Source organism: Sphingomonas bacterium (assembly GCF_028289855.1).
Lineage (GTDB): Bacteria > Pseudomonadota > Alphaproteobacteria > Sphingomonadales > Sphingomonadaceae > Sphingomonas.
Genome location: NZ_JAQGKZ010000057.1, coordinates 1 through 21,084, shown reverse-complemented (window position 1 = coordinate 21,084; position 21,084 = coordinate 1). Strand labels below are relative to the sequence as shown.

General features: G+C 67.4%; 19 protein-coding genes. 8 read left to right on the top strand and 11 right to left on the bottom strand.

The genetic code is table 11. The features are described from left to right. Nucleotides 1–62 precede the first annotated feature (62 nt). Entirely contained in the window at nucleotides 63–1,061 is a 999-nt protein-coding gene (gene galE, locus JWM94_RS05920; RefSeq protein ID WP_299423377.1) for a UDP-glucose 4-epimerase GalE, read from the bottom strand. A 65-nt stretch (nucleotides 1,062–1,126) separates the two neighbouring features. Here galE and msrA point away from each other — a divergent pair, with 65 nt between their 5' ends. Then, a complete protein-coding gene (gene msrA, locus JWM94_RS05915) occupies nucleotides 1,127–1,672 on the top strand; it encodes a peptide-methionine (S)-S-oxide reductase MsrA (RefSeq protein ID WP_299423372.1) in 546 nt (181 codons plus the stop codon). A gap of 97 nt (nucleotides 1,673–1,769) precedes the next feature. On the opposite strand, the gene aqpZ is transcribed toward msrA, so the two are convergent. Then, entirely contained in the window at nucleotides 1,770–2,498 is a 729-nt protein-coding gene (gene aqpZ / locus JWM94_RS05910) for an aquaporin Z (protein ID WP_299423337.1), read from the bottom strand. Nucleotides 2,499–2,579: 81 nt separating this feature from the next. Continuing rightward, nucleotides 2,580–3,563: an L-threonylcarbamoyladenylate synthase gene (locus tag JWM94_RS05905; protein ID WP_299423333.1), complete on the bottom strand. Its 984-nt coding sequence runs from the start codon at nucleotides 3,561–3,563 to the stop codon at nucleotides 2,580–2,582. A gap of 40 nt (nucleotides 3,564–3,603) precedes the next feature. Between JWM94_RS05905 and JWM94_RS05900 the strand changes: the two genes are divergently transcribed. Next, complete coding sequence (locus JWM94_RS05900) at nucleotides 3,604–5,319, top strand: acyl-CoA dehydrogenase (RefSeq protein WP_299423329.1); 1,716 nt, start codon at nucleotides 3,604–3,606, stop codon at nucleotides 5,317–5,319. 4 nt (nucleotides 5,320–5,323) lie between these two features. On the opposite strand, the gene JWM94_RS05895 is transcribed toward JWM94_RS05900, so the two are convergent. Next, on the bottom strand, nucleotides 5,324–5,677 hold the full coding sequence (locus JWM94_RS05895; RefSeq protein ID WP_299423324.1) for a GntR family transcriptional regulator: 354 nt from the start codon (nucleotides 5,675–5,677) through the stop codon (nucleotides 5,324–5,326). A gap of 39 nt (nucleotides 5,678–5,716) precedes the next feature. After that, the gene (locus JWM94_RS05890; RefSeq protein WP_299423386.1) at nucleotides 5,717–6,295 is read right to left on the bottom strand and encodes a nitroreductase; all 579 of its coding nucleotides are present in this window, start codon (nucleotides 6,293–6,295) and stop codon (nucleotides 5,717–5,719) included. A 118-nt stretch (nucleotides 6,296–6,413) separates the two neighbouring features. Between JWM94_RS05890 and JWM94_RS05885 the strand changes: the two genes are divergently transcribed. After that, nucleotides 6,414–8,207 carry a peptide MFS transporter gene (locus JWM94_RS05885; protein ID WP_299423320.1) on the top strand — a complete coding sequence of 598 codons (1,794 nt, stop codon included), beginning with the start codon at nucleotides 6,414–6,416 and terminating at the stop codon, nucleotides 8,205–8,207. A 40-nt stretch (nucleotides 8,208–8,247) separates the two neighbouring features. Beyond that, entirely contained in the window at nucleotides 8,248–8,940 is a 693-nt protein-coding gene (locus tag JWM94_RS05880; protein WP_299423315.1) for an NnrU family protein, read from the top strand. Here JWM94_RS05880 and JWM94_RS05875 read toward each other — a convergent pair. Then, complete coding sequence (locus JWM94_RS05875) at nucleotides 8,935–9,936, bottom strand: aldo/keto reductase (protein WP_299423310.1); 1,002 nt, start codon at nucleotides 9,934–9,936, stop codon at nucleotides 8,935–8,937. The two genes, JWM94_RS05880 and JWM94_RS05875, sit on opposite strands and share 6 nt — an antisense overlap. Further along, complete coding sequence (locus JWM94_RS05870; protein WP_299423305.1) at nucleotides 9,933–11,204, bottom strand: cation:dicarboxylase symporter family transporter; 1,272 nt, start codon at nucleotides 11,202–11,204, stop codon at nucleotides 9,933–9,935. Before JWM94_RS05870 ends, JWM94_RS05875 begins: the two co-directional genes overlap by 4 nt. Before the next feature lie 71 nt (nucleotides 11,205–11,275). On the opposite strand from JWM94_RS05870, the gene glmM reads away from it, so the two are divergent. Then, a complete protein-coding gene (gene glmM / locus JWM94_RS05865; RefSeq protein ID WP_299423301.1) occupies nucleotides 11,276–12,613 on the top strand; it encodes a phosphoglucosamine mutase in 1,338 nt (445 codons plus the stop codon). A gap of 258 nt (nucleotides 12,614–12,871) precedes the next feature. Here glmM and JWM94_RS05860 read toward each other — a convergent pair whose 3' ends face one another. From JWM94_RS05860 to JWM94_RS05845, 4 genes are read right to left on the bottom strand one after another with little or no spacing between them, the layout of a single operon-like run. Then, the gene (locus JWM94_RS05860; RefSeq protein WP_299423296.1) at nucleotides 12,872–13,240 is read right to left on the bottom strand and encodes a VOC family protein; all 369 of its coding nucleotides are present in this window, start codon (nucleotides 13,238–13,240) and stop codon (nucleotides 12,872–12,874) included. Then, a complete protein-coding gene (gene nudC / locus JWM94_RS05855; RefSeq protein WP_299423291.1) occupies nucleotides 13,237–14,109 on the bottom strand; it encodes an NAD(+) diphosphatase in 873 nt (290 codons plus the stop codon). Before nudC ends, JWM94_RS05860 begins: the two co-directional genes overlap by 4 nt. Beyond that, entirely contained in the window at nucleotides 14,106–15,437 is a 1,332-nt protein-coding gene (locus tag JWM94_RS05850; protein WP_299423287.1) for a serine hydrolase, read from the bottom strand. Before JWM94_RS05850 ends, nudC begins: the two co-directional genes overlap by 4 nt. Continuing rightward, entirely contained in the window at nucleotides 15,437–16,381 is a 945-nt protein-coding gene (locus tag JWM94_RS05845; RefSeq protein WP_299423382.1) for an A/G-specific adenine glycosylase, read from the bottom strand. The genes JWM94_RS05850 and JWM94_RS05845 overlap by 1 nt, the downstream gene beginning before the upstream one ends. A gap of 110 nt (nucleotides 16,382–16,491) precedes the next feature. Here JWM94_RS05845 and JWM94_RS05840 point away from each other — a divergent pair, with 110 nt between their 5' ends. The 3 genes from JWM94_RS05840 to smc all read left to right on the top strand — a co-directional run. Beyond that, nucleotides 16,492–17,067: a DUF721 domain-containing protein gene (locus JWM94_RS05840; RefSeq protein ID WP_299423283.1), complete on the top strand. Its 576-nt coding sequence runs from the start codon at nucleotides 16,492–16,494 to the stop codon at nucleotides 17,065–17,067. Nucleotides 17,068–17,093: 26 nt separating this feature from the next. Then, entirely contained in the window at nucleotides 17,094–17,831 is a 738-nt protein-coding gene (locus tag JWM94_RS05835; protein WP_299423280.1) for a thioredoxin domain-containing protein, read from the top strand. Between the two features lie 24 nt (nucleotides 17,832–17,855). Beyond that, nucleotides 17,856–21,084 (top strand): chromosome segregation protein SMC (gene smc / locus JWM94_RS05830; protein ID WP_299423275.1); only part of this gene is annotated, 3,229 nt, incomplete at its 3' end.

Below are 21,084 nucleotides of genomic sequence, written 5' to 3'. Positions count from 1 at the left end.
GGTTATCAGCCGGACCGTTTTTGGCTCTGGGCTCATGCTTTCGCAGGAGCACGCGTCACGGTTCAGCCTCGCCGTTCGGCGAGCTTGCGCTCCCACGCCAGCGCGTCGCGCACGATCGCGTCGAGGTCGTCGTGCTGCGGCCGCCACGGCAGGGTGCTGAGGATCTTACGATTGTCCGACACCAGTTCGGCCGGGTCGCCCGCGCGGCGCCCGTCCATTTTGCGCTCGATCGTCAAATTGGTGACTCGGTCGACCGCGTCGAGCACTTCGAGCACCGAATAGCCATGCCCGTAGCCGGCGTTCATCGTCAGGTTCTCGCTCGGCTGCGCAATCAGCCGGTCGAGTGCGTGGACGTGCGCGGCGGCCAAGTCGCTGACATGGATGTAATCGCGCACCCCCGTGCCGTCGGGTGTCGCGAAGTCGGTGCCGAACACACCGACCGACGCGCGCTTGCCCGTCGCCGCCTCGACCGCGACCTTGATCAAGTGCGTCGCACCGGCGGTCGATTGGCCCGACCGGCCCTGCGGATCGGCGCCGGCGACATTGAAGTATCGCAGCGCGCAATAATTAATCGGGTGCGCCGCCGAGACATCCTTCAGCATGATCTCGGTCATCAGCTTCGACATGCCGTACGGGTTGATCGGCACCTTGGGATCGTCCTCGGCGACTGGCACGCGCTCGGGCGTGCCATAGGTCGCGGCGGTCGAGCTGAAGATGACGTGCTTGACCCCGCACGCCACCGCGCTTTCGATCAGCGCGCGGCTCGCGACGGTGTTGTTGAGGTAATATTTGAGCGGGTTCTCGACCGATTCGGGGACGATGATCGACCCGGCGAAATGCATCACTGCGATCACGGCATGGTCGCGCATCGCGCCGCGCACAGCGTCGTCGTCCTCGATATTCGCGCGCACCAAGGTCGCGCGTGGATCGACTGCCCAGTCGAACCCGGTGGTTAGATTGTCGACCACCACCACGCCCCAGCCCGCGTCGAGCAGCGCCAGCACCGCATGGCTGCCGATATAGCCCGCGCCGCCCGTGACCAGCACATTACCCTTACTCATGCCCGCATCCTCTTTCTGTCGGCCAGCCCCGTACCTATGTTGGGGGCCAATCGAAAGGACCCATCATGACCGACTCTGCGATCCTGGCCGGCGGCTGCTTCTGGTGCACCGAGGCGGTGTACAAGGATGTGATCGGGGTCGAGAGCGTCGAGAGCGGTTACATTGGCGGCTCGATTCCCAATCCAACCTATAAACAGGTGTGCGGCGGCCAGACCGGCCATGCCGAGGCGATCAAGGTCGGGTTCGATTCGAGCCAGGTGACCTATGCCGATTTGCTCGACATCTTCTTCGCGACGCACGATCCGACGACGCTCAACCGCCAAGGCAACGATGTCGGTACGCAATACCGTTCGGCAATTTTTCCTGCCGACGGGGCGCAGGAAGCGGAGGCGCGCGCAGCGATTGATCGCAACCAGCCCAACTGGCCGGACCGAATCGTCACGACGATTGAGCCGATGGCCGAATGGTATCCGGCGGAGGATTATCACCAGGAATATTGGGACGGCGAAGGCCAGCGGAACCCGTATTGCCTCGCGGTGATCCCTCCGAAGCTCCAGAAACTGCGCAAGAGCTTCGCCGCGCGGTCGAAGGCGGCGTCCGAAACCGCGTAAGTCTGTCGCGGCACCAGCCCGCTCCCCACCCGACCGCCCAAACAGTTTATTCTATGGGCGGTCGGGTGGGGAGCGGGCTGGTGCGGTACTTTGGCCCTTAAATCGCTTCGCCTTCGATCGGCGGCTTCACCTTCGCGTCCGCGCCCAACGCTTTGTAGGCGATTCCACCGAGCATGCCGCCGATCAGCGGCGCGAGCCAGAACAGCCAGAGCTGCCACAGCGCCCAACCGCCCATCACGATCGCCGGCCCGGTCGATCGTGCCGGGTTGACCGAGGTGTTGGTCACCGGGATCGAGATCAGGTGGATCAGCGTGAGCGCGAGGCCGATCGCGATCGGGGCGAAGCCGTCGGGCGCGCGCGTGTCGGTCGATCCCATGATCACCAGCAGGAAGAAGAAGGTCAGCACCGCTTCGATCAGGAAGCCCGAGATCATCGAATAACCTTGCGGCGAATGTTCGGCGAACCCGTTGGCGGCAAGACCTTTGGCGATGTCCCAGCCGGGCAGCCCGCTCGCGATCTCCTTGAGCAGAAAGGCGGCGACGATCGCGCCCAGTACCTGAGCGATGACGTAGAGCGGGATGTCCTTGCCCGAAAAGCGGCCGCCCGCCCACAGGCCGACGGTGACGGCTGGATTGAGGTGGCAGCCCGAAATGTGGCCGATCGAATAGGCCATGGTCAACACGGTCAGCCCGAACGCCAGGGCGACGCCAGCATAGCCGATCCCGACATTGGGCACGCCGGCGGCAAGTACCGCGGCCCCGCAGCCGCCGAAAACGAGCCAGAACGTGCCGAGAAATTCGGCGAGCCCGCGTTGGGTATTGGTCATGACGCCCCTCCTTCGCTTCGCCGCCGCGTCCTCGAGCCATCGCCGGGAGCGGCTGACGGGGCGATTCTAGGCTTGGTTTCGCTAGTGTAAAGGTTCGGCGGGGTGCGCGGCGCGGCGCAAGCGGTCGTTGATCGCCTCGCCGATGCCGTCGCTCGGCACCGGGGCCACCGCGATCTTCGGCAGGTCGCTCGCGTCCGCCCGGTGCAGCAGGTCGAACAATCGTGCCGCCGCTTCGCTCAAATCGCCCGATGCCGATAGCGTATCATCACCGGCGGTCGGGCCGAATCCGATCATCCATTCGTCCTCTGCCGGATGTGGCGCGTCGATCCGGAGCGGCTTGCGCGGGGCATAGTGCGAGGCGAGCTGGCCCGGCGCCTCGACCGCGCTGGGCGCGTCGGCGCCGGTGTCGAAACGATCGACCCGCCGCTTGCCGGTCGATAGCGCCGCCAGAACCTGCGCGCCGGTGATCGGGCCGTGGCGCAGAATCCGGGTCATCCCGAACACTTCGCGCACGATGGTCGATTCGATCCCCTGCCGGGTCGGGCCGTCGTCGATGATGAGTGCGATTCGCCCGTCGAGGCTATGCGCGACATGTTCGACGCGAGTCGGGCTGATCGTGCCGCTGGCATTGGCCGACGGGGCGGCAAGCGGCTTGCCGCACGCTTCGAGCAAAGCGCGCATCGCGCGGTGCGCGGGAACGCGGATCGCGATCGTCTCGAGCCCCGCGGTGACAAGTGAGGCGATCCCCGATGACGGCTTGAGCGGCAGCACCAGTGTCAGCGGTCCCGGCCAGAATGCCGCCGCCAATGCCTCGGCGCGCGCGTCGAACGCCGCGAGCTTCTTCGCTGCGGCGATGTCGAGCACGTGGACAATCAGCGGGTTGAAGCTCGGCCGGCCCTTGGCGGCATAGACCCCCGCCACCGCCGCGCCGTCGGTCGCGTCGGCGGCAAGGCCGTAGACGGTCTCGGTCGGCACCGCGACGCACAGTCCCGCCGCGATCAATCCCGCGGCTTCCGCGATGTTGTGCTTGTTGTACGGCAAGATTCGGGTGTTTGGCGCGTCCATGCCTCGCGGCTATAGCGCCCCTGAGTCAGAGAGGAAGCCGATGCCCTTCACCCCCGCCGTTCGCGAGCAGCGTTTCGTGCTCGATCATGTCGCGCGCATCGACGAGCTTGCCGCGACCGAACGGTTCGAGGCCGCCACTCCCGACCTGGTCGATGCCGTGCTGGAAGGCGCGGGCGCGTTCGCCGCGGGCGAATGGGCACCGCTCAATCGTGCGGGCGACACCGACGGGCCGACATGGACCGAGGACGGCGTCAGGATGCCCGCCGGCTATGCCCAGGCTTATCACGACTATGTCGAGGGCGGTTGGGGAACGATCGGCGCGCCGGCCGACTTCGGCGGGCAGGGCCTGCCGTTCGTGCTCGCGAGCGCGGTGCTCGAGACGCTCGGGACCGCGAACATGAGTTTCGCGCTGGCGCCGACGCTGACCGTGGGCGCGATCGAGGCGTTGCTCCATCACGGCACCCCCGAGCAGCAGGCGGCATACTTGCCGCATCTCGCGACCGGCGCGTGGACCGGCACCATGAACCTGACCGAATCGCAGGCGGGCAGCGATGTCGGCGCGTTGCGCGCGCGCGCCGAACCGGTCGGCGACGGGACGTACCGGATTTCGGGCACCAAGATCTTCATCTCATTCGGCGACCACGACATGGCCGACAACATCGTCCACCTCGTCCTCGCCCGCACGCCGGACGCGCCGGCGGGAACGCGCGGCATCTCGCTGTTTCTCGTTCCCAAATACCGGCTCGATGCCGACGGCAAGCCGGGCGACTTCAACGATGTCCGCGTCGTGTCGATCGAGCACAAGATGGGCCTCCACGCGTCCCCAACCTGCGTGTTGTCGTTCGGCGATCATGGCGATTGTATCGGCGAGTTGATCGGTCCCGAAATGGGCGGGATGCGCGCGATGTTCACGATGATGAATAACGCTCGGCTCAATGTCGGGCTGCAGGGGGTGCAGGTGGCGGAGGCCGCGACGCAGAAGGCGGTCGATTACGCCCGCGACCGAATCCAGGGCCCGCGCGCCGGGTCGGCGGACAGGGCGCCGGTCGCGATCATCGAGCATCCCGACGTGCGACGCATGCTGATGCGGATGAAGGCGCAGACCCAGGCGGCGCGGGCATTGGTCTATTGCGCGTCGGGCATGGTCGACCGCGCCGCGACCGACGAAGCGGCCAAGGACCGGCTCGAAATTCTGACGCCTTTGGCCAAGGCGCACGCCACCGACCTTGGCAACGAAGTCGCGTCGCTCGGCGTCCAGGTTCATGGCGGGATGGGCTTCATCGAGGAAACAGGCGCGGCGCAATTCTATCGCGATGCGCGGATCACCCCAATCTACGAAGGCACCAACGGCATCCAGGCGGCCGATCTGGTCGGGCGCAAGCTCGGCCTGTCCAACGGCGCGGCGTTCGCCACGCTGATCGCTGACATGCGCGCCGGGGTCGAGGATGAAGCGCTCCAGGCGCTGGTCGATGCGTGCGCCGACGTCGGCCGTCGCCTCTCCACCGCCGATGCCGACGACCGGCTCGCGGCGAGCTACCCGTTTCTGACGATGCTGTCGGTCGCGGTATGCGGCTGGCTGATGGAGCGGCAGGGTCGCGCCGCGGCGGACGGCGACGACGACTTCCTGCGCATGAAGCGCGCGGTCGCCGCATTCTATGTCGAGCAGATCGTGCCGGAGGCGTTGGGTTTGCACGCTGCCGCCACGGCGCCCGCCGCGAGCCTTTACGAATTACCGGCCGACTTGTTCGCCGCCTGATCGATCAGGCGCGCTCGCGCTCGATCAGGTCGGTGGCGTCGAGTCCGAGCAATTCGATATGCTCGGCAATGCGCGGCCATTGATCGTTGACGAAGCGGTCGCGCTCGGCGATCCGCAATTTCTCGGCAGCCCCCGGTAGCACGAACATGCCGACTCCGCGCCGGACCTCGACATAGCCGTCGTCCTGAAAGCTTTGATACGCCTTCGCGACGGTCAGCGGGTTGGCTCCGTGTTCGGCGGCGAGCGCGCGGACCGAGGGGAGCTGGTCGCCCGCGCGATATTCGCCGCGCAGGATCGCCGCTGCGATTCCACCGCGAAGGCGGATATAGACCGGGCTGTCGTCGTTGCTAAGTGCCATGCTGCTTTAATACAGCAATTGACGATCACGTCCAGTCGATTAAGCGCACCAGTTTGAAACAATCTTGCCGAGATCGGGGCGCGGTCTTTCCTCCAATTGCTTGGCGGAGGTGCCGAGGAAGATGAACCCGGCAATTCGCTCTGGCGCTGCGCCGAATGCATCGCGCACATTATCCGAATAGGCTGCCCAGCCGGTCAGCCATCCGCCGGCAAATCCCAAGGCGTGCGCGGCGTGGAGCAGGTTCATGCCCGCCGCGCCCGCCGACAGTTCCTGTTCCCATATCGGAATATGACTCTCGGGCTTTGGCGACGAAAGTACGATGATGAGCGTCGGCGCTTGGGTCGCAAATTGTTCGAGTGCCTCGATCTCGAGCCGCGCCGCCTGCGGCCGTTCGACGCGATAGGCATCGGTGATGACGCGGGCGAGGGCTTCGCGTTGGCCGCTTTGCACTATGACGAACCGCCACGGCGCGAGCTTCCCATGATCGGGCGTCCGCGCCGCGATTCCAAGGATTTGCGTGAGTTGATCGGCATCGGGTCCGGGCGCGATCAAGTCGCGCGGCTTGCCGGAGCGGCGCGTGGCGAGGAGCGAGAGCGGAGTTGAGCGATCGTTGAGCATCGTGATCATCTAGGCGCCGCGCTCGCGTATTTACACCCGGGGCTTTGCCGCTAGTCTCGCGCCCATCCAGAACCGCTGCATCCGACGGCGGTGACAAAAGAGATCAGGGAGCGAATTCATGGTGGACACCCCAACCGCGGACAACCGCGCGGAACCGGATATCACGCACACCAATCCGGCCGCCGAGGCGACGTGGTTCGGCCACCCTAGACAGCTTGCGCGGCTGTTCACCACCGAAATGTGGGAGCGGTTCGGCTATTACGGCATGCGCGCGTTGCTCACGCTGTATCTCACCAAGCATTTCGTGTTCGGCGATCGCGCGGCGACGGGTCTCTATGGCGGGTTCACCGCGCTGGTTTACCTGACGCCACTGATCGGCGGGTATCTCGCCGACCAATATCTCGGGTCGAAGCGGTCGGTGAAGTTCGGCGCGATCATCATGGCGCTTGGCTATTTCACGCTGTGTTTCGGCGGTGAGGCGGCCAAGCCCTATGCGATGATCGGCGACCAGAAATACCCGGTCACCGTGGTGACCGCGAACGGCGCCGACACCCAATACATCACCGACGCCGGCAAGCGGCTCAAGATCCAGGGTAATAGCGACCAGTCGGTGTCGCTGGTCGGCGACGACGGCAAGGTCGTCCGGTCATTGCCCAAGGGCGGGCTTGAGCCGGGCGGCGACCGCAGTCCATTCTTCGTCACGCTGATGCTGATCGCGCTCAGCCTGGTGTCGGTCGGGAACGGCTTCTTCAAGCCCAACATCTCGACGATGGTCGGTTCGCTCTACGCGACCGACGACCGACGCCGCGATTCGGGGTTCACGATCTTCTACATGGGCATCAACCTCGGCTCGCTCGGGTCGCAGATCTTCTGTCCGATCCTGGCCGACACGTTCGGCTGGTGGGCCGGGTTCGGACTGGCGGCGGCAGGCATGCTGGTGTCCTATGCGCTGATCCAGTTCGATGGCGGCAAGCTCAACGGCTATGGCGAGCCGCCGGCGCGCAGCGGGCCGGATCGCGCGATCCCGATCTATATCGGCGCACTGATCGCGGTGCCGGTAGTCTATTTCCTGTTCACCAACCTGATGAATCAGGCGCCGGCGGCACCCGGATCGGGCTTTGTCGGCTATATCATGTCGCTGTCGCTGATGGGCAAATTGCTGTTCGGGACATTCCTGATCTCGATCCCGGGCATCCTGATCTGGTCGTTCATGGTCGGCGACAAGCGCGAGTTTCAGATGATGCTCGCGGCGATGGTGCTGATCGTGTTCAACGTCGTGTTCTGGACGTTGTTCGAGCAAGCCGGATCGTCGCTGACGCTGTTTGCCGACCGCAACACCGACTTGAGCGTGTTCGGGCTGTTCAGCATCTCGGCGCCGCAGACGCAGTTCTTCAATGCCTTCTTCATCGTCGCGCTCGCGCCGTTGATGAGCATTTTGTGGGTCAGTCTCGCCAAGCGCGGGCTCGAGCCTACCATTCCGATCAAGTTCGGCCTCGCGCTGATCGGCGTCGGTGCGGGCTTCCTGTTCCTGGTGTGGGGGACGAAATTCGTCGGACCGGACTTCAAGATCGGCATCTGGTGGCTCGCCGGGCTGTATTTGATCCATTCGGTCGCGGAATTGTGCATCTCGCCGGTGGGCCTGAGCATGATCACCAAGCTGTCGATCGCGCGGATCGTCGGGCTGATGATGGGCGTGTGGTTCCTGTCGATCAGTTGTGCGCAGTACGTCGCCGGCGTCGTCGCGCAGTTCGCCAGCGTCGAAACGGTCGGCGGGCAAGTGACCAATCTCAAGGTCAGCCTCGACACCTATACCGGCACGTTCACGACGATCGCCGAGGTGGCGATGGCGCTCGGTGTATTGCTGCTTCTCCTGTCCTGGCCGCTCAAGAAGTGGATGCACGGGATCAAGTGATCCGCTAGCCTCCCCCGGGCACGACCGGGGGAGGCCGCTCATGAGTCCGCTTTGCTGGGAAATCGCCGCGGCGCTGTCGTTTCTCGGCACGCATTTCCTCCTGTCGCATCCGTTGCGCGCGCCGATCGTCAAAGCGGTCGGCGAGGCAGCGTTTCTCGGGCTCTACTCGCTGGTCGCGTTTGCCACGTTGGGATGGCTCGCCTTCGCTTTTCATGCGGTGCCGGCGGAGGCGCCGTATTGGGCGGTCGGCGACGGGCTGTGGATTACCGGCACGGTGTTGACCTATTTCGCCAGCGTGCTGTTCGTCGGGTCGCTGCTCGGCAATCCGGCCTTGCCCAATCCGACGGGCCGGGCCGCGCCGCCGCCCGAGCCGCGCGGGGTGTTCAGCGTGACGCGGCACCCGATGATGTGGGGCTTTGCCTTGTGGGGCGTCGCGCACATCCTGGTGTTCCCGACCCCTGCCAATATCGTGCTGGCCAAGACGATCGTCGTCCTCGCGCTGGTCGGCGCATTCCTGCAGGACAAGAAGAAGAAACGGCTCCAGCCCGAAACATGGCCGGCATGGGAAGCGAAGACGAGCTATTGGCCGCTCGCCGCGATCCTGGCCGGGCGGGTCAAGTTCACGCCCGCCGGGGTCGTCCCCATTCTCGGCGGCATCGCGTTATGGCTCGGCGCGACATGGGCGCATCAGCCGCTCGCCGGGTTCGGCGCCGGCATCTGGCGCTGGCTATAGCTTGACCATCCGCATCCCGCGCTCGGCATAGCGCGGGCCGGCGGTGCCGCCATTGGGCGCGGCGGCCTCGATCGTGGCGAGGTCTTCGGCGGTCAGCGTGTGGTCGGCCGCCTTCGCCGAATCGCGCATTGTCGCGCGCCGCTTCACGCCCGGGATCGGCACGACGTCATCGCCTTGCGCGAGCAGCCAAGCCAGCGCGACCTGCGCGTTCGACGCATTGTGCCGCCCTGCCACCTCGCCGATCGCATCGACGATCTTGAGGTTCTGCGGCAGCGTATCGGCCTGATAGCGCGGGTCGTTGTGGCGCCAGTCGTCGGCGGGCAGATCGTCGAGGCTGCGGATCGTCCCCGCCAGGAAGCCGCGGCCAAGCGGGCTGTACGGCACGAAGCCGATGCCGTTCTCGCGGCAAGCATCGAGAATCTCGCCCTCCACATCGCGCTCCCAGATCGAATATTCACTCTGCAGCGCGGTTATCGGGTGGACTTTCGCCGCGCAGCGGATCGTGTTGGCGCTGGCTTCGGACAGCGCGATGTGGCGGACCTTCCCCTCCTTCACCAGCTCGGCCATCCCGCCGATCGTTTCCTCGATCGGCACGTTGGGATCGACACGGTGCTGGTAGAACAAGTCGATCGTGTCGATGCCGAGCCGCTTCAACGATCCCTCGCATGCGCGCCGGGCATTCTCCGGGCTGCCGTCTAGCCCGGCCATGTCGTTGCCGTTCCAGCGCATCGCGAACTTGGTCGCGATCACCAGCCCGTCGCGCTTTCCCTTGATCGCTTCGCCAACCAGTACTTCGTTCGAGAACGGGCCATACATCTCGGCAGTGTCGAAGAAGGTCACGCCAAGGTCGATCGCTTCGTGGATCGTCGCGATCGATTCGTCGTCGGTTGCCGCGCCATAGCTGATATTGCCGTCGCGGATCATCGGCATGCAGCCGATACCGATCGCCGAAACCTTCAGGCCGCCATCGTGGCTGCCGAGCGTGCGATACTTCATCCCGGAATCTCCTCGAGCGCGCGGTCGGTCTCGCCGTCGGCACCGCCGCCGCTGCGGGCCGATATGGTGGCGGCGACCGCGACATCCATCGTCACGTTGCCGACGGTGCGAAATAAATCGGGCACGGTCTCGACCGCGACGAGCAGCCCGAGCGCCTCCAGCGGTACCCCCATCGCCACCGCGACCGGTGCGACCGAGGCGAAGAAGCTGATCGTGCCGGGCAGCGACACCGATCCCATCGTGGTGATCGCCGCGGTCGCCACCCCGGCGGCGAGCTGGCCCGGGCCGATATGCGTGCCGGTCAGCATCGCGACGTAGAGCGCGACCGCCAGGTTCATCGCCGGGCTGGTCGCGCGGAATACCGCGACCGCGATCGGCAGGACGACGCCCGAGACGCTGGCCGGCGCGCCGACCGCCTCGCTCGATCGGAGCATCGCCGGGAGCGACGCTAGCGACGACGACGTGCTGATCGCCACGACCTGGCTCGGCAGCACCGCGCGGGCGAAGCGCCCGACCCCGACGCGCGCGCCGATTGCCGCGAGCGGATAGGCCGACAGCAGGACGAGGAGGCCGAGGCTCGAGACGATTGCGATATAATGCGCCAACGCGCCGAACGCCGCGGCGCCCGTCTCCATCCCCAGCCCGAACGCCAGGCAGAACACCCCGACCGGCGCCAGCACCAGAACCCAGCCGATCACCACGATCATCGCGTCGGCGATCGCCTGGAAGAAATCGATCAGCGTCTTGCGGCGCTCGGCCCGGAGCCGCGTGATGGCGAAGGCGAAGACCAAGGCGAACACCGTCAGCGGCAGGAACGAATCGGTCGCGGCGGCATCGACGATATTGGTCGGCACGATCTTGTCGAAGAAATCGCCCAGGCTCGGCACCTGCCCGGCGGTAGCGGCTTTTGACAAGGACGCGCGCAACGCGTCGCCCCAGGCGGCGGGCAGCGGGAACAGCCGCAGCAGGAGCGGGGTCAGGAAGGCGGACAGCAAGGTGTTGACCCACAGGATGACGACGAACGCGCCCAGCGCGCGCGCCGCGATCTTGCCGGCGCGCGCGGCTTCCGCCGAGGCGGCGATGCCGATTACCAGCAACGCGACGACCAACGGCACGATCACCATCTGCAGCCCGTGCAGCCATGCTCCGCCGATCCGCTTGGTGAACAACAACGCGACCGCGCCGGCCTCGGGCGCCCATTTGGCGAGCGCGATGCCGAGCAGCAGGCCGATCACCAACGACGCCAAAATCCGAAACGCCTGGCTCATGCTCGCCCTTCCCAGTTTGCCGCGCTATCAGGCGGCCAAGCTTCGAACGATAGCGGACGGAAAAGGGCGCGATGGCAAGAAAATATTTCGGCACCGACGGCATTCGCGGGCTGACCAATGCGGGTGTGATGACCGCGGCGATGGCGATGAAGGTCGGCATGGCGGCGGGCGCGCATTTCGTCCGCGGCGACCACAAGCATCGCGTCGTGATCGGCAAGGACACCCGGCTGTCGGGCTATATGATCGAGGCCGCGCTGCAGGCCGGTTTCACCAGCGTGGGGATGGACGTGACGCTGGTCGGCCCGCTGCCGACCCCGGCGATCGGCATGCTCACCCGGTCGATGCGCGCCGACATGGGGGTGATGATCTCCGCCAGCCACAATCCTTATGCGGACAACGGGATCAAATTGTTCGGGCCGGACGGGTTCAAGCTCAGCGACCGCGATGAACTGGCGATCGAGGCGTTGATCGACGGCGACGTGCCGCTCGCGCCAGGCCCCGACATCGGCCGCGCGCGACGGATCGACGACGCGCAGGGGCGCTACATCCATTTCGCCAAGGCGACCTTCCCCGACGATTTGCGGCTCGACGGGCTGAAGATCGTGATCGATTGCGCCAACGGCGCCGCCTATCAGGTCGCGCCCTCCGCGCTGTGGGAATTGGGCGCGGAAATCGTCGCGATCGGGGTCAGCCCGAACGGCAAGAACATCAACGACCAGGTCGGGTCGACCGCGCCGCAAGTGCTGTGCGAGACGGTCGTGGCGTCGGGCGCGCATATCGGCATCGCGCTCGATGGCGATGCCGACCGGCTGATCGTGGTCGACGAGAAGGGTCGCGTGGTCGACGGCGACCAGTTGATGGCGGTGATCGCGACCGGCTGGGCGCGCGCGGGAACGCTCAAGAATAACGGGCTGGTCGCGACGGTGATGTCGAACCTCGGGCTCGAGCGGCATCTGGCCGGGCACGGCATCGACCTGATCCGCACCGCGGTCGGCGATCGCTACGTGCTCGAAGCAATGCGCGGGCAGGGCTACAATGTCGGCGGCGAGCAATCGGGACATATCATCCTGTCGGATTATGCGACCACCGGGGATGGGCTGGTAGCGGCGCTGCAGATCCTCGCCGAACTGGTCCGATCCGGCATTCCGGCGAGCGAGTTGCTCCACCGCTTCGACCCGCTGCCGCAATTGCTCAAGAACGTCCGCTTCAAGGGCGGCAAGCCGCTCGATGACGCCAGCGTCAAGGCGGTGATCGCCGATGCCGAAGGCGAACTGGCGGGCAAGGGCCGGCTCGTCATTCGCCCTTCGGGTACCGAGCCGGTGATCCGGGTGATGGCCGAGGGCGAGGACGCGGCGCAGGTCGAGGCGGTGGTGAACCGCATCTGCGACGCGGTGACCGCCGCCGCTTGACGCGCGAATGTTGAGGAAGTTGAGGCTGAATCGCGGCCCGGCTTGAAACGCGCCTGCGAGGCGACTGCGACGCGACACTCCGGGACCGGCGCGCGCCACCCATGCGTCACCTGCGCGCCGACCGAGCGGCATGCGTGCGCCGCCCAGGCGACCGCGACGCGCCGTTATCGCGACCACACCGCGTCCCTGTTCTTCGTTGGCAGAAGACCGTTCCATCCGACAGGATGGATCAGTTGAAATCCTACATTGCAAGCACGATCAACCGCCGGCGAACGCGATCAAATTGCCATCGGGATCGGCGAGGATGAAGCTCTGTGCACCCCAGCTCTCGGTGCGCAGCTTCCGGTGGAACTGGACGCCTACCGCCGCGAACTCGGCATAGAGTGGGGCGACATCGGCGGCGGCGATCGTCGCGGCCAGCGCATCGGCCTCGCGTGTGCGGAAGCCTATGTCGAATACCGGGCCGTCGGCGTGGCGCAAGTTGAGCCGGGCTCCATCTCGCACCACCTGCGCGTAGAACGGCGGGTCGCCATGGACGAACGCGGTGGCGAACCCGATCCGCGCGAAGAAGGTGCACGACGCCGCGATGTCCGACACGAACAATTGCGGTTCGGCGATCAGCGTCATTCCTCGGCAGCCCAGGCGGTCAGCAGCGTGTGCGCGATCGCGAAGTGCGGTGGTGCGATCATCGGCGCGTCGGGATCGCCCGCGAGCGCGCGCTTGACGTCGGCGCGGCTGATCCAGATCGCGTCCTGCAATTCCCTGGGGTCGATCGTGATGACGTCGTTCTCGGCTTCCGCAACGCAGGCCATCATCAGCTGCGAGGGAAACGGCCACGGCTGGCTGGCGACATAACGGACGTTGTTCACGCGCACGCCGGCTTCCTCGAAAATCTCCCGCGCGACGGCTTCCTCGATCGATTCGCCCGGTTCCATGAACCCGGCCAGCGCCGAATAGCGGCCCGGCGGCCAGTTCGGCCCGCGGCCGACCAACGCGCGGCCCGAATGCTCGGCGATCATGATCACTACCGGATCGGTGCGCGGGAAGTGCTCGGTGCCGCAGTGCGGGCAGTTACGGCCCCATCCGGCACGAAACATCGCGGTCTGTTGCCCGCAATTGGCGCAGAATTGGTGGCGGCTGTGCCAGTCGAGCACGCTGCGTGCGGCGGCATAGGTGCCCGCCTCGGCCGGGCGCAAACGGTCGAGCAACCCGAATATGTGCGGCGGGCGACCGGGGCCAGTGCGCAGGCCCGGAATGCAGGCGGCGAAATGCGGCTTGCCGTCGATCAGCCCAAGGAAGATCAGTTCTGCGTTATCGGGTGCATCGGCGAGGCTGGTCCATTCAAGCAGTCCGTCGTCGGACACTACCGGGTCGAACCCGTCGAGCTTGAGCAGCCGCGCGCGCCAGTCGCCGGTCACCGTGGCCAGCGCCTCCGGATCATGACGCAGATGGTCGGCGCGGTCGAGCGGGCTGCCGGTAAACCCCGGTGCGATCACTTTTTGTAACGCGCCAGATCGGCCTGGAGTGCGGTCATCACGTCGCCACGCACAGGCCATTTCTCGCCCGGGAAGTAATTGACCATCACGGTGCCGCGGATCCGCTTGACCGGGTTGACCCAGGCGATCGTGCCTGCCGCACCGCCCCAGCCATAAGTGCCCGCGCCAAACGAGGCGATCTTGTCCTCGAGGATCACCGATCCGCCCGCGCCGAAGCCCATTTTGGGCGCCATCTGGCCGCCCGTCCCGCCGGGCAGCGCGCCGAACGTTACGCCGGCCGGCAGCAAGTCGGACATGGCGAGCTTCGCGGTTTCGGTCTTCATGATCCGGACGCCATCGAGCGTACCGTAATTCTGCAGCATGTGCAGGAAGCGATCGTAATCGCCCGCCGACATGACGAGACCCGCGCCGCCATAGGGAAAGCTTGGCGGCGACAGATAGACCGACGTTGCCGCCGGATCGAGCGGCGACATAGTGCCGGTCGGGCCGAAGGCATATTCGCTGACTAGCCGCCCGGTCTCGCTGCGCGGTACGGTCCAATAGCTCGACCGCATCTTGAGCGGGTCGAAAATGCGTTTCTGGACGAACGCGTCGAAGCTCATCCCCGACGCCTTCTCGATCACCGCGCCCATCACGTCGAGCCCGATCGAATAGCTCCATTTGGTGCCCGGATCGGCGATCAGCGGCACGCTGGCGACGCGGTTTGCGAATTCCTGCAAATCGGGCGCGCGGGTCTTGCGCGTGATGGCTTCGAGACCGGCATTGACCTGCGCCGGGTTGATCCCCTTGCTGTTGTACAGTTCGAGCAACGGCCCCGTGGTGATGATATTGTAGCCCAGCCCCGCAGTGTGCGTCAGGAGGTTGCGGATCGTGATCGGGCGCGCCGCGGGGCGGCTTTCGATCGTGTTCGCGTTCAATTGCACGCGCATGTTCTTGAACGCGGGGAGCACGTCGCTGACCGGTTCGTCGAGCTTGAGCTTGCCGTCCTGGATCAGGATCATCGCCGCCATCGCGGTGACCGGCTTGGTCATCGAATAGACGCGCCACAGGCTGTCGGGTCCAGCCGGCTGGGCGTTGGCGTCGAGCGCGACCTTGCCCGATTTGACGAAGACGGTGGGCAAGTCGCCCACGCCGAACGCGCCGACGATCCCGGGCATCTTGCCGGCGGAAACATAGCCATCGAACAACGCCTGCGTCGCGGGCAGCGGGCTGGCGACGGTGGCGGGCGCGAGTTGCGGCGCGGGCGCGACTGCTTGCGCGAGCGCCCCGCCGGCGAGCAGGGCGGCGAATGCCGTCCCGGTCAGGATCGGTGTCAGAAATGTGCGCATCAGGCCCCTCCTATCGCTTTCGCCGCTTTGGCAAAGACGGTCGGCAGCCCCGCTTCGGCGAGCGACTCGACCGGCCACCAGATGGCATCGTCCCCGGCTGCATGCCGCTCGACGCGCGCAGTCGCAAGCGCGAGTTGCAAATCGAAATGGGTAAAACCGTGTGAAACGGTCGAGTTCAGCATCGTCCAGTCAGCGTCGAGCGGCGCATCGGCGATGTCCGGCGGCTCGCTGCCCCACGGCCCGGTCGGCAGCGCGCGCATCCCGCCGAGCAGTCCCTTGGGCGGGCGCCGGACGAGCAGCACCTCTTCGCCCGCCTGCGCCCAGAAGATCGTGCCGTAGCGTTGCGGCTTTCGCGCCTTTGCGGGCTTGACCGGAAACACCTCTTGATCGCCCGCCGCGAACGCCGCGCAATCCTCGCGCAACGGACAGAGCAGGCAACGCGGCTTGCGCGGGGTACAGATCGCCGACCCTAAGTCCATCATCGCTTGCGCAAAATCGCCGGCGCGCGCCGTTGGCGTCATTGCTTCGGCGGCGACGCGCACCGCACCCTTGCCCGAAGCGCGAAAGAGGCGCGCGACGAGTCGCTCGACGTTGGCATCGACGACGGTGGCGGGCTGGCCGAACGCGATCGCGGCGATCGCGGCGGCGGTATAGTCGCCGATCCCGGGGAGCCCGCGCAGTTCGGCTTCGGTCGCGGGAAAATGCCCGCCATGATCGGCGACCACGACCTTGGCGCACGCGACCAGGTTGCGCGCGCGGGCGTAATAGCCGAGGCCCGCCCATGCCGCCATGACGTCGTCGTCGCTTGCCGATGCCAAGCTCGCGAAATCGGGCCAGCGTTCGACCCAGGCGAGGAAGCGTGGCGCTACCGTCGCGACCGTGGTTTGCTGGAGCATGACCTCGGACAGCCAGACGCGATAGGGGTCGGGCGTTTCGTCCGGCATCGCGCGCCACGGCAGCGCGCGGCGGTGCTTGTCGTACCAATTCAGCAGGTCGTGCGCGATCGACGGAGAATGCTTGGCGGCCACGCCCTGGCTATGGCATGGATGATGCGATGAGCAAGCGCGCGACCTCCAAACCGCCCAAGCAGGCCAGGGACGCCGGGCGCCCGCGCGGCGGGCCGGCGCGCGCGGTCGCCGATCTGCTGCCGTCGGTCGGTGGGGCCGCGTTCCGGCGCTACGGCTTCGTCCAGTCGGGGATCGTCACGCGCTGGGCGGAGATCGTCGGCGGCAAATATGCCGGCGTGTCGTCACCCGAATCGATCCGCTTCCCGCCGGGCAAGAAAGCCGACGGCGTGCTGACCGTCGCGGTCAAGGGCGCGCATGCTCCGATGATGCAGCATATCGCGCCCGAGATCGTCGAGCGGGTCAACCGCTTCTTCGGCTATGCCGCGGTCGCGCGGCTGACGCTCAAACAGGGTAATGTCGCCGCTCGCCCGTCGCGCGTCGCGCCGCCCAGCCTCAAGGCGATCGAGCCGCCCGCCGCGCTCGGTGCGGGCCTCCGCGCGATCGCCGATCCCGAATTGCGCGCGGTGCTGTCGGCGCTCGCCGCCGGGGTCGCCGCGACGCGCGGCCCGCCGATCGTCGGCGACGACCTCGCCGCGCTGGTCGTTGCCGGAAAAATAAGCTGATCCCTTTCGTGTGATGGAGTTCTCCGATGAAGTTTCGTGCCGCCTTCGCCGTCCTGCCGTTGTTGTTCGTGACCGCTTGCGGCAGCGGCGGCAGCGGCGGCAACACGTCCGCGCCGGTCGCCGCGGTCAAGCCGCCAGCCGGGACCAACTGGCTCGAAACCGTCGTCAAGACGCCCGAGGGCGGCTATCGCATGGGCAATCCGAATGCGCCGATCAAGCTGGTCGAATACGGATCGCGGACCTGCCCGGTATGCGGACTGTTCGGCCGCGAAGGCACGCAGCCGCTCGAACAGAATTACGTCGCGACCGGCAAGGTAAGTTGGGAATTCCGCGAATTCCTGGTCCACGGCCAGCCCGATTTCGCGCCGGCGTTGCTCGGCCGGTGCGGCGGTCCGGCGCCGTTTTTCGCGCTGCTCGAACAGATGTATATCAACCAGGGTCCGGTCGAGGAAAAGATGGGATCGGCTGAGGGGCAGGCCCTGTTCGCCAGGATGCAGACCGCCAAGCCGCTCGATGTCGCCAAGGCATGGGGCGATTATCTCGGCTATGTCGATTTCGTGAAGAGCCGCGGGATTCCGGAGGACAAGGCGCGCGCCTGCCTCAACGACCAGGCCGCGTTCGACGAAATCGTCAAGGTCATGGACGACGCGTCGAAGAACAAGGGCGTCGGCGGCACCCCGACCTTCTTCCTCAATGGCGACATCGTGCCCAACGTGGCAGACTGGAAAGGCCTCGAGGCGGCGCTGAAGGCGCGCGGCGCCTGATCGCGTAAGGCGCCGGGGGCCTAGATGCAGATCAAGCGCCTGCGACTGTCGGGGTTCAAGAGCTTCGTCGACGCTGCCGATTTGCGGATCGAGACGGGGCTGACCGGCGTGGTCGGCCCCAACGGCTGCGGCAAGTCGAACCTGCTCGAGGCGTTGCGCTGGACGATGGGCGAGAACAGCCCGAAGTCGATGCGCAGCGCGGGGATGGACGACGTCATTTTCGCGGGGACCGACAGCCGGCCCGCACGCGACTTCGCCGAAGTGTCGATCCTCGCCGAGATCGATGGCGGCGAGACCGAGGTGGTGCGACGGATCGAGCGCGGCGCGGGTAGCGCGTACCGCATCGACGGGCGTGACGTTCGGGCGAAGGACGTCGCTTTGCTGTTCGCCGATGCCGCGACCGGCGCGCACTCGCCGGCACTGGTCAGCCAGGGGCGGATCGGCGCGGTGATCGCCGCCAAGCCGGCCGAGCGGCGCGCGATGCTGGAGGAAGCGGCGGGGATCGCGGGGCTGCATGTGCGCCGCAAGGACGCCGAGCAGAAATTGCGCGCGACCGAGGCCAATCTGGTGCGGCTCGACGAGATCATGTCCGACCAGGAAGCGCGCGCCAACGCGCTGCGGCGCCAGGCGCGGCAGGCCGAGCGCTATCGCGAACTGTCCGACAAGATCCGCATCGCCGAGGGCCGGATGATCTTCGCGCGCTGGCGCGACGCGGCGGCGGCGGCGGATGCGGCGAAGGCGGAAGCCGCGGAGTGCGAGGAAAAGGTCGTGCTGGCCGCCGAGGCGCAACGCGCGGCGACGGCGTATCAACAAGCCGCGACAGGCGCGCTGGCCGAGGCGCGCGGCGCTGCGCTGGCGGCGCGGGAAGCATCTTCCGAGGCAGCTCATGTGCTGGCCGGCCTGCGGGCCGAACACGCCGCCGCCGAGCGGCGCATCGTCGAACTCGCCGAGCAGGTCGGGCGGATCGCCGAGGACCGGACTCGTGAAGGCGCGCTGGCGGTCGATGCTGCCGAGGCGCTGGCGCGGCTCGATGCGGAAACGAAGGCGCTGGCGACGCGCGCCGACGAAGCGGCCGCGCGGCTCCCCGCGCTCGACGCGACCTTGGCCGAGGCCGAACGCGCGGCGCGCGACGCCGATGTCGCGCTGGCGCAGGCGATGAGCCGGCAGGCCGCCGAGTTGGCCGACGTCCGCGTTGCCGAAGCGGCGGCGGCGGCGGCGAAAGCGCGGCACGACCGCGCGCTGCGCGACCAGGCGAGCCTGTCACACGAGACCGAAGCGCTGGGCGATACCCAGCCGCTCCGCGACGAACGCGCGCGCGCGGCAAAGGCGCGCAGCGATGCGCTCGACTCGGCCGAAACCGCGCGTGCCACCCGGACCCGCGCCGACGCCGATGAGCGCAGCGCGCAGGAAGCGCGCGACCGGGCGGAAGTGGCACGCGCCGGTGCGCGCGCCGAACTCGCGACGATCGAAAGCGAATTGCTCGCGCTGGAAAAGGCGACGCGGTCGGCCAAGGGCGATCGGCTGCTCGATCATGTCCGTGCTGCGCCCGGCTACGAACGCGCGCTGGCGGCGGCGCTGGGCGACGATCTCGAAACCGGTTTGGATGCCAAGGCCGACCGTTATTGGGCGGGCGCCGCGCCGCAGCCGGGGGACCCGCAAGCGGGCGCGCTGGCGCGGCTCGGCGATCATGTCGAGGCGCCCGCGGCGCTGGCGCGGCGGCTGGCGCAAGTGCTGGTGGCGGACAAGGACGACGGCCAGCCGCTCGCGGTCGGCCAGCGGCTGGTGACGCTAGCGGGGACGCTGCGGCGGTGGGACGGCTATGTCGCCAAATCGGGCGGCGCAGCGGCGGCGGCGCAGCTCGAACGCGTCAATCGCGTCGCGGCGCTGACCAAGAAACGTCCGGCAGCGCAGGGTGCGGTCGAAAAAGCCAACGGCCAGCTCGACGATGCCGAACGCCGGATCGCCGCGGCGCGCGCCGAGGCGGCCGCCGCACGCGCCTCGCTCGAACGCGCCGATACCGCTGCGCGCGACGCCGCGCGCGCCGAGGATCGCGCCACCGCGCAGCTCGAACGGATCGAGGCGCAGCGCGCCGATCTCGACACGCGAACCCGCCGCCTGGCCGCCGAGCTTGCCGAGGCGGAAGCCGAATTGAAGCGCGCCGAGGCGACCCGAGCGGCGCTGCCCAACGGCGCGAATACGCGAGTCGAGGTCGCGCAGCTGCAAACCGAAGCCGAGGCGCGCCGCGCCAATGCGTCCAACGCCCGCGCCGACCGCGCCCAGGTCGACCGCGCGATCGCCGCCGACCGCGAGCGGCTCGCCGCCGCCGACGCCGAGGCGAAGGGATGGAAGGCGCGCGCCGGCGAGGCGGCCAAGCGGATCGCCGATATGGCCAGGCGCGAACAGCAACTCGCCACCGAAGCCGAAGCCGCCGAGGCGCGCCCCGCCGCGCTCGCCGCGCAAATCGCCGAAAACGAGACCGGTCATGCCGATCTGCGCGCCGCCGCCGACACCGCCGCCGCCGCCGAGCGCGAGGCGGAAACGCGGCTCCGCGCGACCGACGAAACCGCGCAGGCTGCAGCCGAAGCGCTGTCGCTGGCGCGCGAGGCGCGTGCCGGGGCCGCTGCCCGTGCCGAAAACCAGGATTTGCGCCGGACCGAGATGACTCGGCTATCCGGTGAGCGCTTCGCCTGTCCGCCGCCGTTGCTCGGCGAGCGGATCGGGTTCGACATCGAGAAGGTCGGCGATCCGCAGGACGAATCGGTCGCGCACGACAAATTGCTGGTCGATCGCGAGCGGATCGGGCCGGTCAACTTGGTCGCCGAGACCGAGTTGGCCGAGCTCGATTCGGCGCGGCTCGACGCGGCGGGCGAGCGCGACGAACTGGGGCAGGCAGTCAACCAATTGCGCGGGTCGATCGGGACACTCAACCGCGAAGGGCGGCAACGGCTGCTGGCGGCGTTCGAGGCGGTCAACGGCCATTTCCAGCGGCTGTTCTCCACGCTGTTCGAGGGCGGCGCGGCGCGGCTCGAACTGGTCGATTCGGACGATCCGCTCGAGGCCGGGCTGGAAATCATGGCGCAGCCGCCGGGCAAGAAACTGCAGTCGCTGACGCTGTTGTCGGGCGGCGAGCAGGCGCTGACCGCGGTGGCGCTGATCTTCGGGCTGTTCCTGACCAACCCGGCGCCGATTTGCGTGCTCGACGAGGTCGACGCGCCGCTCGACGACGCCAATATCGAGCGGTTCTGCGACTTGC